Below are 16580 nucleotides of genomic sequence, written 5' to 3'. Positions count from 1 at the left end.
ATGACTAAGAAAAGAATTTACGAAATTGCAAAAGAGTTAGGCATCGATAATAAAGTTGTGGTCAATAAAGCTAAAGACCTAGGCTTTGATGTAAAAAATCATATGTCATCACTAGAAGATTCAGAAGTGGATCAGTTAAAGGGTAATTTGCGTAACCCCGCTCCCGCAAAAAAGGAAGATAAGTCAGTTAAAAAGATTAATAAAATCAAAATTTCTGTTACTTCAATTCGTAAAAACGAAAAAAAGCACGAAGAAGAAAAAAACAGTAGCAATCATCAAAATAGACGTCGTTCAAACAATCATAGGCGACAAAAAGAATCTAATGCAAAACTTGCCAACCACAGTCAAAAAACGGCAAAACCTGTGGCACAGGATTTGCTTAAACAACTAAAGCATAAACAAAGAGTAGAGGAAAATACGCTGAATCGTCAAAATGAAAAGGTTAGTAAAAATTTTGGTCAAGAAGTGACTAAGTCGACTTCTACAAGAGAAGAAGTAAAAAAAGAACCTAAAGAAAACAAAGAAGTAATTACTAAAAAAGAAATTTCAAAATCAAAAGTAACTGGTCCAAAAATTATTAAACCGTCACCTGCTAGAATGAAGCAAAATCATAATTCAGCAGTAGCAAACAAGGTTAAAATAGTTGAACCAAGTACTACTCAAGAGCCAGCAAAAGATGATAACAGACGTGGAAATGGACATACCCGCAATACTGGCAAACCAGGTCGCAAAGGTAGAAATCAATCATATGCTGGTGGCAATAATCATCCTAAACGCCAAGAAAGACGTAAAGCAAAGTCTAAAAAACGTCAAATAGAACAAATTCCTAAGAAGCAACCATCCCAAAGAAAGGAACGTCCGCTGCCAGAAACGTTGACTTATGAAGTTGGTATGAATGCTCAAGATTTAGGTAAAACTTTACACAGAGAACCAGCAGAAATTGTTAAGAAATTATTTATGCTTGGGATAATGACCAACCAAAATCAGTCGCTTGACAAAGATACAATTGAATTAATTGCAGCTGAGTATGGCATTAATGCTGAAGAAAAAATTCATGAGGATATTTCTGATATTGATAACTTGTATGAAAAACAGATGGCTGCTTCAAAAGAATCGAAGTTTCAAGTTAAGCGTCCGCCAGTTGTTACCATTATGGGACATGTTGATCATGGTAAGACTACATTGCTTGATCGATTGAGACATACTCATGTTTCAGCTCATGAAGCTGGAGGAATTACTCAAAAAATTGGTGCATATCAAGTAAGAATCGGTAAGGACTTAATTACATTCTTAGATACACCGGGACATGCGGCATTTTCAAATATGCGTGAACGCGGAGCAGAAATTACAGATATTGTTGTTTTAGTTGTTGCTGCTGATGACGGTGTAATGCCCCAAACAATTGAAGCTATTGATCATGCTAAGAGTGCCCATGTTCCAATTATTGTTGCAATTAACAAGATGGACGCCCCAGGTGCTAATCCGGAACATGTTATTGAACAGCTAATGCAGTATAACTTAATTCCGGAAGATTATGGCGGGGACACAATTTTTGTTAAAATATCGGCTAAAACAGGTGAAAATGTTGATGAGCTTTTGCAAATGATTCTCCTTCAAGCTGATGTGATGGAATTAAAAGCTGATTCAAAGCAAAAAGCTATTGGTACTGTAATTGAGGCTCGGTTATCACGTGGTCGTGGACCAGTTGCTGATATCTTAATACAACAAGGTACGTTGCACACAGGTGACCCAATTGTTGTTGGTAATCGCTTTGGTCGTGTTCGTGTGATGACTAATGATCGTGGTCGACAAGTTGAAAAAGCAACGCCTTCAATGCCTGTTGAAATAACTGGTTTGAATGATGTTCCTGAATCTGCTGATAAAATTGTTGTCTTTGATGATGAAAAAACTGCTAGAAGTGTTGGAGAGCAAAGGGCACAACAAGCTTTGCAGCAATCCCGTGAAAATACTCAACATGTTACGTTGGACAATCTTTTTGATACAATGAAAAAAGAAAACATGAAAGAAGTTGGTGTCGTTTTAAAGGCTGATGTTCAGGGATCAGCTGAGGCATTACAGCAATCACTTGAAAAAATTGAAGTTGAAGGTGTACGTGTAAATATTATTCACTCTGGTGTTGGTGCTGTTAATGAATCTGATGTTGCACTGGCAGCGGCTTCTAATGCCTTTATCCTTGGGTTTAATGTACGACCAACTGCAACAGCTAAATCACAAGCGGAATCCGATGCTGGAGTTGATATTCGACTATACAGTGTTATCTATAAAGCAATTGACGATGTTAAAGCAGCCATGCAAGGAATGTTGGAACCAACTTACGAAGATAAAGTTGTCGGAAATCTGACCGTTCGTGAAATTTGGAAAGTATCTAAAGTTGGGACTATCGCAGGAGCATTTGTTGATTCTGGCTATGTTTCTCGTGATTCTGAAGTAAACTTAATTCGCAATGGTGTTGTAATCTATACTGGTAAAGTTGGTTCGCTAAAGAGATTTAAAGACGATGTTAAGGTTGTTAAGCAAGGGTTAGATTGTGGACTGACAATTGAAGGCTATAATGACATTAAAGTTGGCGATGAGCTTGAAGCTGTTGAACAACAGGAAGTTAAGCCTAGTTAGTTAAAATTGGAGGCAAGGATGAAACACAGAATAGGTCGCGTTGAAGGTGAAATCCTTCGTGAGTTAACTAAAATTTTGCGCAAAAACATACGTGATCCACGTGTAAAAGATGTAACCATAACTGCTGTAGAATGCACCAATGATCTTTCATATGCAACTGTTTTTTATAGTATACTCAGTGATAGTCCTCAAAAAGAAGAAGAGGCTGCTAACGGATTAGAAAAAGCCAAAGGCATGGCACGTCATCTTTTGGGACAGGTTTTAACTGTCTATAAGGTTCCAGAGCTTATATTTAAGCGAGACAATTCAGTTAAATATGGTAGTAAAATTGATCAATTAATTGCCGAGGTAAAAAGACAAGAAGAAGATCGAAATAATTAAAAAAAGCGCTCTTTGGCGCTTTTTTGATAGGTAGGTAAGATGATAAACGGAATTTTAGTAATCGATAAAGATAAAGGAATGACTAGTGCAGATGTTGTTTATCAGTTGCGAAAAGCTTTACATATTAAAAAAATTGGTCACGCAGGGACGTTAGATCCCGATGTTACTGGTGTTTTACCTATTGCCCTAGGTCAAGCTACAAAGTTAATTGAGCTAATGCATACTAAAAATAAAGAATATTGTGGGACTGGTATTTTAGGTTTTTCGACTGATAGTTATGATCTTAGTGGTAAACTTTTACAAGTTCAAAATTTGACAGAACAATTGTCAGCTGAAGATATTAGTAAGGCAATGCAACAATTTGTAGGAAGAATAGAGCAAGTGCCACCAATTTATTCAGCTGTTCGAGTTAATGGACGACATTTATATGAATATGCTCGAGAAAATATTACGGTTGAGAGACCAAAAAGACTGGTCAATGTTTTTTCGTATAATCTAGTTGGTACGCCAACTTTTAATAAAGAAAAAGGGCAAGAGGAATTTAGCTTTCAAATTGAATGTAGTAAAGGTACGTATGTTCGTTCTCTTGTCAATGATTTATCCAATAAGTTGAATATCCCGGCCACAATGAAAAGTTTACGTCGTACTGCTAGCTCTGGCTTCGATATTAGCCAAGCGGTCAAGTTAGATGACATTGTTTGCAATCCATCCCACATTGTTGAATATATTCAACCGATCGAAACATTTTTTAAGGATTACCAACAACTAGATTTAACTGAAGATCAATGGAAAAAAGTTCAAAACGGTGCAGCAATTTCATTACAAACGAATGAAAAACAAGTTGCTTTACGTTACAATAAAAAGGTTAAAGCAATTTATCATGTGAAAGGACATCTTTATTGTCCCGAACTGATGCTTTTACAAAATAAATAGTTGAAATGAAGGTCTCAACGTGCAAATTATCCATTTAAATTATCCAATTACAGATAATATTGTTCAGGGTAAACTAATATTGGCTTTAGGCTTTTTTGATGGTGTTCATCGTGGACATCAACAACTTATCAAGATTGCAAAAAAAACTGCAATAAAAAAAGATCTGCCTCTAATGGTAATGACATTTGATAGACATCCTAAAGAAGTGTATCAAAATGCTGGTGTAACGTATATTGACAACTTAGATGAAAAAGCATATAAAATGCAGAAACTTGGCGTAGATTACTTATTGGTAATGCATTTTAATAAGATGTTCAGTAGACTAACTGCACAGAAATTTGTTGATAATATTATTGTCAAATTACATGCTGACACAATTGTTGCAGGTTTTGATTATACCTATGGTCCTAAAGATGTAGCTAATATGCAAAATTTACCACAGTTTGCTAAAGGTAGATTTGATATTATTAATGTTCCTGAACAATGCTATGATGGACAAAAAATAGGCTCAACAGAAATTAAAAAGGCAATTGGTGCAGGGAATATGACTTTAGCTAAGAAGTTATTAGGATTTCCATATGTAATGTCTGGTTATGTTGGTCATGGACTACGAAATGGACATAAGTTAGGCTATCCTACTGCTAACTTAGTTTGGGATACAAATAAAGTGATTCCTAAGATAGGAGTCTATGCTACTAAAACAAAAATTAATGGCAAGTGGTACAATTCAATGACCAGTGTCGGTTATAATGCTACAATCAATGACGATTCAAAAATTTATATTGAATCAAACTTGTTTGGTTTCAATCAAGATGCATATGATCAAAAAATGATTATAAAATGGTATAAGTATACAAGAGGAGAAATTAAATTTAGCAATTTAACCGACTTGAAAAAGCAAATGGTTCAGGATGAGGCAGAAATAAAAGCATATTTTTCTAATCTAAATAAATAGACTAATCTATTTATACAAATTTGTTCAAAAAAATTAGCACTCAACTTGACAATCTGCTAAAACCTAGTATCATAATAATTGTTAGCACCTTTGAAGTGTGAGTGCTAAAAGTGAGGGCGATATTTATGTTGACCGAACGTCAAGAACTAATTTTAAAAACTATTATAAATGATTTTACGCAAACGCATGATCCTGTAGGCTCTAAAACTGTTATGAATCAGTTACCAATTAAAGTTTCTAGCGCAACAATTCGAAATGAAATGGCTCTATTGGAAGAGCGGGGATTGATTGAAAAGACCCATCTGTCTAGTGGACGTGTGCCATCAACTGATGGATATCGTTATTATTTGGACAATTTAGTTGAGCCTCTTCAAATTCCATCTTCTGTTTATAAAAAAATTATTAATCAGTTTAGTCAACCGTTTCATCAAGTTAATGAAATTGTGCAAGAAGCCGCTAAGATTTTGTCTGATTTAACAAATTATACAGCTTTTGCGGAGGGTCCTGAAAGTAGTACATTGACTATTACCGGTTTTCGAATAGTTCCCTTGTTCAGTTGTCAGATCATGGCTATTTTAGTAACTAGTGATGGTAACGTTCATAATCAAGTTTATCAATTGCCATCTAATGTTAATGGCGATGAAGTAGAAAAAGCTGTTCGAATGATAAACGATGAACTTGTTGGTAAAACATTGGGAGATGTATCACCAACCATATTAAGTCATGTACTAAATAAGAAATTTAACAGTAGTCATATCGATGGTTTGATTGAACTAGTGGAAGATGTTATTAATGAAGCAGCTAGTGAGCAAATGTATGTCGATGGTCAAATCAATCTGCTCAATAATACATCTTTAAATGATGTAACCAGCTTACGAACGCTTTATGACTTAATTGATCATGAAGATCTAATTTCACACTGGATGAGTCAAGGAACAATTACGAATAATAATCATTCTCCCATTCAAGTCAGTCTAGGTTCAGAATTATCTAATGATTTGCTAAAAGATTATAGTTTGTTAACAGCAGAATATAGCGTTGGTTCTCATGGTAAAGGTGTAATTGCTTTACTTGGCCCCAATAATATGCCATATTCGCAAATAATTAGTTTATTAGAATATTTCAGGAATGAATTAGCTAAAAAAATGCTTGAGTATTATGGTCGATTTAAATAAAGGAGGTTAACGTGAGTAAAGAAAAATTTACTAGCGAACAGGATTTGGATAAGGCTCAATCACAAACAACTAAAGCAACTGATAGTGATACTAACAAAATTAATAAAAAGAAGTCAAAATCTATAGAAAATAAAGAAGTGGCTGAATTAACTAAGTTGCGCGAAGAAAATAAAGATTTAGAAGATAAATTTTTACGTAGCCAAGCTGAAATGCAAAATATGCAAAATCGGTATAATAACGAGCGGGCACAGTTGATTAAGTATGAATCACAATCATTAGCTAAAGACGTTTTACCTGCAATGGATAATTTAGAGCGGGCTTTAGCAACTAAAGTTGACGATGAAGCTTCTAAGCAATTAAAAAAGGGTGTTGAAATGACCCTTGATTCGCTTGTAAAAGCCATGAAAGATCATGGAATTAGCGAAATTGATGCTGAAGGTGTGGAATTTGATCCAACTTTGCATCAAGCGGTTCAAACCGTTGATGCTGAAAGTGATGATCAAAAAAATCATGTTGTGCAAGTTTTACAAAAAGGATATTTATATAAAGATCGTACATTAAGACCAGCAATGGTTGTTGTCGCACAATAATTGGAAGGAAGTTAAAAAAATGTCAAAAGTTATCGGTATTGATCTTGGAACTACTAACTCAGCTGTTGCAGTTCTTGAAGGTAAAGAACCAAAAATTATTACTAATCCAGAAGGTAATCGAACTACTCCATCTGTAGTTGCTTTTAAGGATGGTGAAATTCAAGTTGGTGAAGTAGCAAAAAGACAAGCAATCACTAACCCTAATACAATTTCTTCAATTAAACGCCACATGGGTGAAACAGATTATAAGGTAAAGATTGGTGATAAAGCATATACACCACAAGAAATTTCTGCGATGATCTTACAATACATTAAGAAATTCTCAGAAGATTACTTAGGTGAAAAGGTTACTGAAGCAGTTATTACGGTTCCTGCATACTTTAATGATGCACAGCGTCAAGCAACTAAAGATGCTGGTAAAATCGCTGGTTTAGATGTTAAACGAATTATTAATGAGCCAACCGCTTCATCACTTGCTTATGGCCTAGATAAAGACGCAGAAGACGAAAAAGTTTTGGTATATGACCTTGGTGGTGGTACCTTTGACGTTTCAGTTCTACAATTAGGTGATGGTGTGTTCCAAGTATTGTCAACTAATGGTGATACTCGTCTTGGTGGTGATGACTTTGATAATAAAATTATGGATTGGCTCATCAAGAACTTTAAGGATGAAAATGGTGTTGATTTATCAACAGACAAAATGGCTTTGCAGAGATTAAAAGATGCCGCAGAAAAGGCAAAGAAAGATCTTTCTGGTGTCTCTTCAACACATATCTCACTTCCATTCATTTCTGCTGGTGAGGCAGGACCTTTGCACCTTGAAGCTGATTTGACTCGAGCAAAGTTTGATGAGTTAACTGCTGATCTTGTTGATAGAACCAAAGTACCATTTGACAATGCTCTAAAAGATGCTGATTTGACGGTTAATGATATTGATAAAGTGATCTTGAACGGTGGTTCAACTCGGATTCCTGCTGTTCAAGAAGCAGTTAAGAAATGGTCTGGTAAAGAGCCTGACCACTCAATTAACCCTGATGAAGCTGTTGCTTTGGGTGCTGCAATTCAAGGTGGTGTTATTTCAGGTGATGTTAAGGATGTTGTTTTACTTGACGTTACGCCGCTTTCACTAGGAATCGAAACTATGGGAGGCGTTTTCACTAAATTAATTGAAAAGAACACGACTATTCCAACTTCAAAGAGTCAAATTTTTTCGACAGCTGCTGATAATCAACCAGCGGTTGATGTTCATGTGCTGCAGGGTGAACGACCAATGGCAGCAGATGACAAGACTTTAGGTAGATTCGAATTAACTGACATTCCGGCTGCACCACGTGGAGTTCCTCAAATTCAAGTTACTTTTGATATTGATAAGAATGGTATCGTAAACGTTTCCGCAAAAGATATGGGTACTGGCAAGGAACAAAAGATTACTATTAAGAGTTCATCTGGTTTGTCTGATGAAGAAATTCAAAAGATGCAAAAAGAGGCCGAAGAACACGCTGAGGAAGATAAGAAGAAGAAAGAAGAAGTTGACCTACGCAATGAAGTTGACCAATTAATCTTCTCAACTGAAAAGACTTTAGGTGAAGTTAAAGACAAGGTATCTGAAGATGATACTAAGAAGGTTCAAGACGCACTTGATGCACTTAAGAAAGCTCAAAAAGATAATAATTTAGATGAAATGAAAGCTAAGAAAGATGAATTATCTAAGGTTGCTCAAGACTTAGCAGTTAAATTATATCAAGCTAACGGTGGAGCTCAAGGACAAACTGGACCACAAGATCCTGGTGCACAAGGCGGTAATCCAAGTGATGGTTCTGCTAGTGACGGAGAATTCCATAAGGTAGACCCAGATAAGTAAAGGGTTTATAATTAAATAAATTAGAAAAGAACTGCCACGAAGTAGTTCTTTTCTTTTGGAAAGTAAGGAGCTTTGTAGATGGCACAAGAAGACTATTATAATGTGCTAGGCGTTAATCGAAATGCCAGTGATAAAGAAATTAACTCTGCTTATCGTAAATTAGCTAAGAAATATCACCCTGATATTAATCATGAGCCGGGTGCTGAAGAAAAATACAAAAAAATAAATGAAGCATATGAAGTTTTACATGATCAACAAAAACGTGCACAATATGATCAATTCGGCTCAGCAGGAGTAAATAATGGTCAAAGTGGATTTGGAGGTGGCCAAGGTTATGGTGACTTTGGAGGCTTCGGCGATTTTGGAGATATTTTCAACGATTTCTTTGGTGGTGGTACTGGCCAAAGGCGTGCCGATCCGACAGCACCTACACGAGGAGAAGATCTAGATTATACTCTAACGATTGATTTTATGGATGCAATTACGGGTAAAAAAACGCAAGTATCATATACTCGAAGCGAGACCTGTTCAACTTGTAATGGCAGTGGTGCAGAAAAGGGCACACATCCTATCACCTGTGATAAGTGTAACGGTACAGGATATATGACAATAACTCAAAAGTCAATGCTTGGGGTTATTCGGCGACAAACTACTTGTGATAAGTGTAATGGTCGTGGGACAATTATTCAGCATCCCTGCCAGACATGTCATGGTAAAGGTGTAATTGATAGTAAAAATACGATTGAAGTTAATATTCCAGCCGGAATTGATAATGGTCAACAACTTCGCTATGAGGGTCAAGGTGAAGCCGGTAAGAATGGTGGTGCTTATGGTGACTTATATATTAGCTATCGCATAAAACCATCTAAGGAATTTAAACGAGAAGGTACAACTATTTATACTACAGTTCCGATTTCATTTGCTCAAGCGACCCTTGGAGATGAAATCAATGTAAAAACTGTTCACGGTGATAAAAAGCTCAAGATTCCTGCGGGAACGCAACCTAATAAGAAGTTTACAATTCGCGATGAAGGTGTTCCGTATCTTCGTGGCAACGGTAATGGTGATCAAGTTACAACTGTTGAAGTTCAGATTCCAAAGTCAATCAACGAAAAGCAAAAACAGGCTTTAGTTGACTTTGTTAAAGCAGGTGGTGGTTCAATTACACCGCAGGAAAAAGGCTTTTTTGAAAGACTAAAAGATAAATTGCAATAAAAAAACGAAGCATTAAGGTAGGTGAATTACCTTAATGCTTTATTTTTATTCTCTGATAAATCATTAAATATGAAAAAATACAAAGGTTATAATTTATCAGTGCAATTAATGGTATCCTATATTTTAGAACTACTATTTCACTTGCTAAATGAGAGAGGCTATGATGAACGTAAAACAAATTTTGGATCAGCAACTGGTGGCGGATTTAAAACTGATCCCCCATGAATCGAAAAACATATCCTTTAGTGGATTTAGCTATTTATACCAACAAACTATCTTTGTCAAAGTTTTTCAAGTCAAGCATAAAATGGAAACGGAAAAGAAAGTCAACCAACAGATCAATCAGCGTTATTTAACTGACTTTGTGATTGAACCGGCACAATATGTTTTAGTTATGCATAATCTCGACCTTGAAGATATTGCTAGACCGATTACACCTGATTTGGCTAGCACAATGGGAGAGGTGTTAAGTGATTTTCACCGAGAAGTAAAACCGTTTGCGGGTATTAATAAAGAGATTGATTATTGGATCATGGCGAATGAAACACTGACCAACATCTCTGCAAGTAGTTTTAATATTCATTTGCAAGAAATACTCAGTTACTTTGAGCTTTATGCAAAAACAATTGAGCAAGACATTAATCGTACCTCCAAGCATGTAATTCATGGGGATGTAGGTTTGCGCAATTATAAAATTGTTGCTGGCAGGATATGTTTGATCGACTTTGAAAAAGCTAAAATTGGACCAGTTTTTTTAGATTTCACCAAACTGTTCTACCAAGACTTTCGCAATGATCAAAAACTGAAAAAGGCGTTTTTACGTGGTTACCAGTCAAACCAAATCGATTGGCAAATAAGCAAAGTTACTGAGAATTTTCTACTTTTTATAACTGCTCTAGGAATCTTTAGCTATACCAGTCAAATTATGGATACTAATTTTGAGCAAGTAGGAATGAGAATGCTGGCTGACGTTGAGCAGTATTTATCACAGCAATAACATGTAAATGTAACGCTTTAGTTTTAACTGCTACTTTTGATTTGGTATAATAAAAAGATAGAAAAAAGGATGCAAATAATTTATGGACATTAAAAAATTACAAGATTATCAAAATCATATTCGCAACTTTTCAATTGTGGCACACATTGACCACGGTAAATCAACGATTGCCGATCGAATTCTCGAATTAACTGATACCGTTTCTGAGCGTCAATTAAAAAATCAAATGCTTGATGACATGCCGCTTGAGCGGCAGCGTGGAATCACTATCAAAATGAATTCGGTTGAAATCAAGTATCATGCAAAAGATGGTGAAGACTACATTTTTCACTTAATCGACACCCCAGGACACGTTGATTTTTCCTATGAAGTATCACGGTCGCTTGCAGCATGCGAAGGGGCTCTTTTAGTTGTTGATGCTTCACAGGGGGTTCAGGCACAGACACTGGCTAATACTTATTTGGCGATTGATGATGATTTGGAAATTTTACCCGTCATTAATAAAATAGATCTGCCATCGGCAAATCCAGAACAAGCAAAAGAAGAAATAACTGAAATGTTAGGAATTGATGCAACAGAAGCTGCTGAAGTTTCTGGCAAAACTGGTCAAGGAATCAGTGACTTATTAGAAAAGATTGTACAGGAAGTTCCCTCACCGACAGGTGATTTAGAGTCACCACTGAAAGCTTTGATTTTTGACTCAAAATACGATGACTATCGCGGTGTTGTTCTGTCCATTCGTGTTGAAGATGGTATGGTTAAACCTGGAGATCATATCAAGATTATGAATACAGAAAAGGAATATGAAGTTACTGAAGTAGGAGTTTCTAGCCCACATCCAGTTAAAAAAGATCTTTTAATTGCTGGTGATGTAGGCTATTTAACAGCGAATATTAAATCTGTTCGAGAAACTCGAGTTGGAGATACGATTACCTTGTCTGATCGACCTACTCAAGAACCACTTCCGGGCTACCGTCAGATTCCACCGATGGTTTATTCTGGTATGTATCCCGTTGACAATTCTAAATATGATGATTTAAAAGAAGCATTACAAAAATTACAGCTTAATGATGCGGCTCTAGAATTTGAACCTGAAACCTCTACGGCATTAGGTTTTGGTTTTCGTTGTGGCTTTTTGGGCTTGTTGCACATGGATGTAGTGCAAGAACGACTGGAACAAGAATTTGACTTAGATTTAATTATGACTGCCCCATCGGTTGACTATCATGCTATTATGAATGATAATTCAACTAAGATAATAGATAATCCTTCTGACTTGCCTTCGGCGGGCGAATACAAAGAAGTACAGGAACCGTTTGTCAAGGCTGAGGTTATGGTGCCCAATGATTTTGTGGGTCCAGTGATGGAATTGTGTCAACGTAAGCGGGGAGAATTCGTCACTATGGATTATTTAGATAAGTACCGTGTAAATGTTATCTACAACATGCCATTAGCTGAAATTATTTATGACTTCTTTGACGATCTGAAATCTTCAACAAAGGGTTATGCTTCACTTGATTATGAGATTACGGGTTATCGAGCAACTGACTTAGTAAAGATTGATATCTTGCTAAATAAACAAGTTGTTGATGCGTTAAGTTTTATTGCTCACCGTGATGAAGCTCAAAACCGGGCTCGTCAAATGACTTCAATGCTGAAAAAGCTGATTCCGCGGCAAAACTTTGAAGTCGATATTCAAGGAGCAATTGGGGCAAAAATTATTTCTCGTGCAACTGTTAAACCATATAGAAAAGACGTTACATGGAAAATTCACACGGGTGATCCTGATCGGCGTGCTAAGCTGCTTGAAAAACAAAAACGAGGTAAAAAGCGAATGAAGGCTGTTGGTCATGTGGAAGTTCCTCAAGATGCTTTTATGGCTGTCTTAAAAATGAATGACGATGATTTATCTTCGAAATAATTATTAATTCCAGAGATGCATTTATTGATTTCCTATAATTGAGGTTAATTTTGAGTGCAGCTTTGGAATTTTTCTTAGAAATTAATCTAATGATAGAAAAAGGCGTAGTTAATTAAATGATAGAATGGAAAGAACGTTATAAAGAAACGTTAGATCCTGAATTAATTGAACAGTTTCAATTGTCTCCTGTTTCGGCAAGTTTATTGGCCTCGCGACATATAAATACGGCTGAAAAATTAGATTTTTGGCTAAATTCCACTGAAGATAGCCTAGCTGACCCCAAATTAATGCATGATCTTGTTAAAGCTGTCGAACGGATAAACCAAGCGGTTGACAATGGTGAAAAAGTTACGGTGTATGGTGATTATGATGCAGATGGGATTACTGCTACCACAATTATGGTGGAAACTTTAAGTATTCTTGGTGCCGATGTTCATTTTTTCATCCCGGATCGCTTTAAAGATGGTTATGGCCCTAATCTCGAAATTTATAAGCAAATTATAGCCAATGGTACCAAGCTGATTATTACGGTCGATAATGGTGTAACCGGAGTTGAAGAAGTTAAGTATGCCAAACAACAAGGCGTTGATACAATTATTACAGATCACCATAAAATGCAAGAAATTATTCCGCAAAGTTATGCGCTGGTTCATTCTAATTATCCGGGACAAAAATATCCGTTCGATGATTATTGTGGAGCTGGCGTTGCCTACACAATTTGTCGCGAGCTTATGCAAGACCCGATGACTGAATTGCTTGATTTGGTGATGATTGGGACAATTGGAGATATGGTTAAAGTTTCTGGTGAAGGGCATGTAATTATTAAACGAGGTCTGGAAATTCTAAATCAAACTCAGCGACCGGGGTTATTAGCCTTAATCAAAAATGCCGGATTAAATATGGGACAAATTAATGAAACAGATATTGGTTTTAGTATTGCTCCACGTTTAAATGCAGTTGGAAGATTGGCTAATGCGGGACTAGCAGTTGAATTGCTTTTGTCAGAAGATGAAGAAACTGCTCAAAAATTAGCTGATGAAGTCGAACAATTAAATGATAAACGTAAAGTTTTGACAGAAAAAGTTTACCAGAATTGCTGTCATCAAATTAAAATCAAAAATTGGTATTTACAAAACACCTTGGTTATTTATAATCCTGAGTTTCATGAAGGCGTTTTAGGATTAGTTGCCAATAAAATTGCGGATAAATTTCATAAACCGACAATTATTTTAACTAAAAATGCTGCTGGTATTATTAAAGGTTCAGGTCGATCAGTTCCAGGATTTAATCTTTTTAACGCACTTGTACCTTTGAAAGGTAAGCTACTGACTAAGTTTGGTGGACACGATTTTGCTTGTGGTTTATCCCTTGAAAAAGATAAAATTGTGCCATTAAGACAAGCTTTTGAAGCTAGCTTTACGATTGCTAATACCGCGATTATCAAACAATATGACTTTGAATTACCTTTTAATCAACTTGATTTGAACATTTTATCAGAAATTAAACTTGTTGGGCCTTTTGGAACTGACAACGATCAACCAATTTTCAAAATTACTTCGCCCCAAATTAAAAATTGGTTTTTTATGGGCAAAGAAAAAAATCATATTAATTTAACCATTGAAAAGAGTAACAAGAAACTTGAGGTTGTTGGATTTAATAAAAAATTTTTAACCAAATCACTTTTACCGTATATTGGTGAACTATTTATACAACTGAAAGAAAACTGCTATCGTAAGCAAAAAAAGCTTCAAGGAATAATAGAGGGAATTGTCTTTGCTGCGCCCAAACTAGACATAGTTGAGCCAGTAATAGATTTACGGCGAGAAAAGCATGTAATGGGTTTTGCAGACCGGTATCTATTATTTGATGAAAGAAATCGATCGTTAGCAGCTAACGCATTTGACCTTGATCCTAACAAAATCATCTCAATTGGTGATTATGATGGTGAGAATGAAGTTGCTGTATTGCTTGATGCGCCTCATAGTCAAAAGGAGCTTGATGCTGCTTTAACAGTTAGGTATGAACAATTATATTTACGCTTTATTCTCGATCGGCTACCTGTAAAAAAGATACCAACTAAAACTTCTTTTGAAACGGTTCTAAAATATGTTTATTCACATCCTGGACTTTCTATTGAAGATTATCGACAGGTCGGTCCCTTCATTGGATTAGATTTTCAAAGTATATTATTTATTTTGCGTGTCTTTTTTGAACTTAATTTTGTTGAATTACTTTCAGGAAAACTTTTTGGAATAAAAAATCCTTCTAAACAGTCTCTGACAGCATCAAAATATTTAATTGCAACACAGTCACAAATTAACTTTGTACAACAATTGCGTCGAATGTCTAGTTCTAGACTGTTAATGTATGTAAAAAAACAACTAAAGCAGCATTAAATAGGTGCTTTTGATGCTTTTCAGTAAAAAGTTTGTTAGAATAGGTAAGTCAAAGAAGCTTTAGCAAGCAATTAAAGTTTTGGAGGTTTTATTCTTCTTATGGCAAACGTTTTTGAAAAGCATATCGCTAGTGTTAAAGATTTTCCTAATCAGGGAATCATGTTTCGGGATATTACACCCATTTTGCAAGATGGAGAATTATTTCAAATAGCAACACATAAATTGGCTGAATATGCTAAGAGTCGGAAGGCAGATGTCATTGTTGGTCCCGAAGCACGTGGATTTATCGTTGGCTGCCCAGTTGCAACTGAATTAGGACTAGGTTTTGTCCCCGCGAGAAAACCTCATAAGCTTCCTCGCGAAGTTGAACGTGCTTCATATGATCTTGAATATGGATCAAATAGTTTGGAAATGCATAAAGATGCGTTAAAACCGGGTCAAAGAGTTGTTATTTGTGATGATTTGCTAGCTACTGCTGGAACACTGCGTGCATGTAAACAATTAGTTGAAGAGTTAGGTGCTCAATTGGTTGGTGCGGCATTTTATATTGAATTGCCTGATTTGAAAGGTAAAGAAAAGCTTCCGGGATTGGACGTATTTTCTCTTGTTCAGTATCATGGAGCATAATAACAATTATTAAACTCTTTCAAGTATTGTTAGTCGAGTTTAATGATTATTTTAGCACAAAGCTATTTAGATAGTTTTGTGCTTTTTTACTTCTTTAATTGATAAGTGATTTAAATTGCTGGGTCAAGAAAACAGCTTGATAATGGAAAGCTTAAAGGAGTTTCATTAAAAATAATGATTTTTGTCAATGAATTTTATTTGACTCCTTCACAGTTTAACTTATTCAGCAAAATTTGTGCTGAAAGTTAGTCTTAGTAAATTTTCTCGTAAGTAGAAGGCAAATTTTTTTACAAGCACTGGTCAAGTATATATAATAATACGGTATCTCAAAAAAGGAGAAAGGTATTATGCAATTAAGAAAAGCAACGATGGCCGACTTTGACCAAATTATTACCATTTTAAAGGATGGGGCAAATCAATTGGCTGAACGAGGAGTTAATCAATGGCAAGGTGATTATCCTTCGACAGAACAGATTAAAGAGGATATTAAAAACGGCTCAGCTTATTTAGCTTCATCAGCTGATCATGAAACTGTTGGAGCAATTTCGATTGTAAATGCACCTGATCATGCTTATGATAATTTAAATGGAAATTGGCTATGTGATACTGATAAGTATGTCGTCATTCATCGTGTGGCTATTCATTCAAATTATGCTGGTAAGGGATATGCAACAGAGCTTTTAAAATCTGTAATTAATTTTATTAAAGATCATGGTAATAATATTGATTCTATCCGAATTGATACACATGAAGATAATAAAGCTATGCAACATTTAATTGACAAGATGGGGTTCACAAAGGTTGGTACTTTACATGGTGTATACAGACCAGATGAAATTTCTTACGTTTATGAATTAAAAAAATAAGATTAAAATGACCAATTTTTACTTAAATT

Annotated in this window: 13 protein-coding genes; all 13 read left to right on the top strand. The window is 35.6% G+C overall.

Going from position 1 to position 16580, the window contains the following annotated elements; translation table 11 throughout:
- The 13 genes from infB to F5ESL0246_RS04730 all read left to right on the top strand — a co-directional run bounded on the left by infB (nucleotide 1) and on the right by F5ESL0246_RS04730 (nucleotide 16551).
- Nucleotides 1-2634: a translation initiation factor IF-2 gene (gene infB / locus F5ESL0246_RS04790; RefSeq protein WP_122018383.1), complete on the top strand. Its 2634-nt coding sequence runs from the start codon at nucleotides 1-3 to the stop codon at nucleotides 2632-2634.
- 18 nt (nucleotides 2635-2652) lie between these two features.
- A complete protein-coding gene (locus tag F5ESL0246_RS04785; protein ID WP_122018382.1) occupies nucleotides 2653-3015 on the top strand; it encodes a ribosome-binding factor A in 363 nt (120 codons plus the stop codon).
- Between the two features lie 39 nt (nucleotides 3016-3054).
- Nucleotides 3055-3948, top strand: coding sequence for a tRNA pseudouridine(55) synthase TruB (gene truB, locus F5ESL0246_RS04780; RefSeq protein WP_122018381.1), 894 nt, complete (start codon nucleotides 3055-3057; stop codon nucleotides 3946-3948).
- A gap of 19 nt (nucleotides 3949-3967) precedes the next feature.
- Nucleotides 3968-4903, top strand: coding sequence for a riboflavin biosynthesis protein RibF (gene ribF / locus F5ESL0246_RS04775; RefSeq protein ID WP_122018380.1), 936 nt, complete (start codon nucleotides 3968-3970; stop codon nucleotides 4901-4903).
- A gap of 125 nt (nucleotides 4904-5028) precedes the next feature.
- The gene (gene hrcA, locus F5ESL0246_RS04770; RefSeq protein ID WP_122018379.1) at nucleotides 5029-6078 is read left to right on the top strand and encodes a heat-inducible transcriptional repressor HrcA; all 1050 of its coding nucleotides are present in this window, start codon (nucleotides 5029-5031) and stop codon (nucleotides 6076-6078) included.
- 11 nt (nucleotides 6079-6089) lie between these two features.
- Complete coding sequence (grpE, locus tag F5ESL0246_RS04765; protein WP_122018378.1) at nucleotides 6090-6668, top strand: nucleotide exchange factor GrpE; 579 nt, start codon at nucleotides 6090-6092, stop codon at nucleotides 6666-6668.
- A gap of 19 nt (nucleotides 6669-6687) precedes the next feature.
- Nucleotides 6688-8529 carry a molecular chaperone DnaK gene (gene dnaK, locus F5ESL0246_RS04760; protein WP_122018377.1) on the top strand — a complete coding sequence of 614 codons (1842 nt, stop codon included), beginning with the start codon at nucleotides 6688-6690 and terminating at the stop codon, nucleotides 8527-8529.
- Between the two features lie 78 nt (nucleotides 8530-8607).
- Nucleotides 8608-9744, top strand: a complete 1137-nt coding sequence (gene dnaJ, locus F5ESL0246_RS04755; RefSeq protein WP_122018376.1) for a molecular chaperone DnaJ — start codon at nucleotides 8608-8610, stop codon at nucleotides 9742-9744.
- Nucleotides 9745-9904: 160 nt separating this feature from the next.
- On the top strand, nucleotides 9905-10741 hold the full coding sequence (locus F5ESL0246_RS04750; RefSeq protein ID WP_158592798.1) for a phosphotransferase: 837 nt from the start codon (nucleotides 9905-9907) through the stop codon (nucleotides 10739-10741).
- 82 nt (nucleotides 10742-10823) lie between these two features.
- A complete protein-coding gene (gene lepA, locus F5ESL0246_RS04745; RefSeq protein ID WP_122018374.1) occupies nucleotides 10824-12662 on the top strand; it encodes a translation elongation factor 4 in 1839 nt (612 codons plus the stop codon).
- A 119-nt stretch (nucleotides 12663-12781) separates the two neighbouring features.
- The gene (gene recJ / locus F5ESL0246_RS04740; protein WP_122018568.1) at nucleotides 12782-15058 is read left to right on the top strand and encodes a single-stranded-DNA-specific exonuclease RecJ; all 2277 of its coding nucleotides are present in this window, start codon (nucleotides 12782-12784) and stop codon (nucleotides 15056-15058) included.
- Between the two features lie 99 nt (nucleotides 15059-15157).
- A complete protein-coding gene (locus tag F5ESL0246_RS04735) occupies nucleotides 15158-15685 on the top strand; it encodes an adenine phosphoribosyltransferase (protein WP_122018373.1) in 528 nt (175 codons plus the stop codon).
- 347 nt (nucleotides 15686-16032) lie between these two features.
- Complete coding sequence (locus tag F5ESL0246_RS04730; protein ID WP_122018372.1) at nucleotides 16033-16551, top strand: GNAT family N-acetyltransferase; 519 nt, start codon at nucleotides 16033-16035, stop codon at nucleotides 16549-16551.
- The last annotated feature ends 29 nt before the right edge of the window (nucleotides 16552-16580 follow it).

The sequence above is a fragment of the Lactobacillus sp. ESL0246 genome (assembly GCF_003692965.1).
Lineage (GTDB): Bacteria > Bacillota > Bacilli > Lactobacillales > Lactobacillaceae > Lactobacillus.
This window is presented reverse-complemented; position numbering and strand designations above follow the sequence as displayed.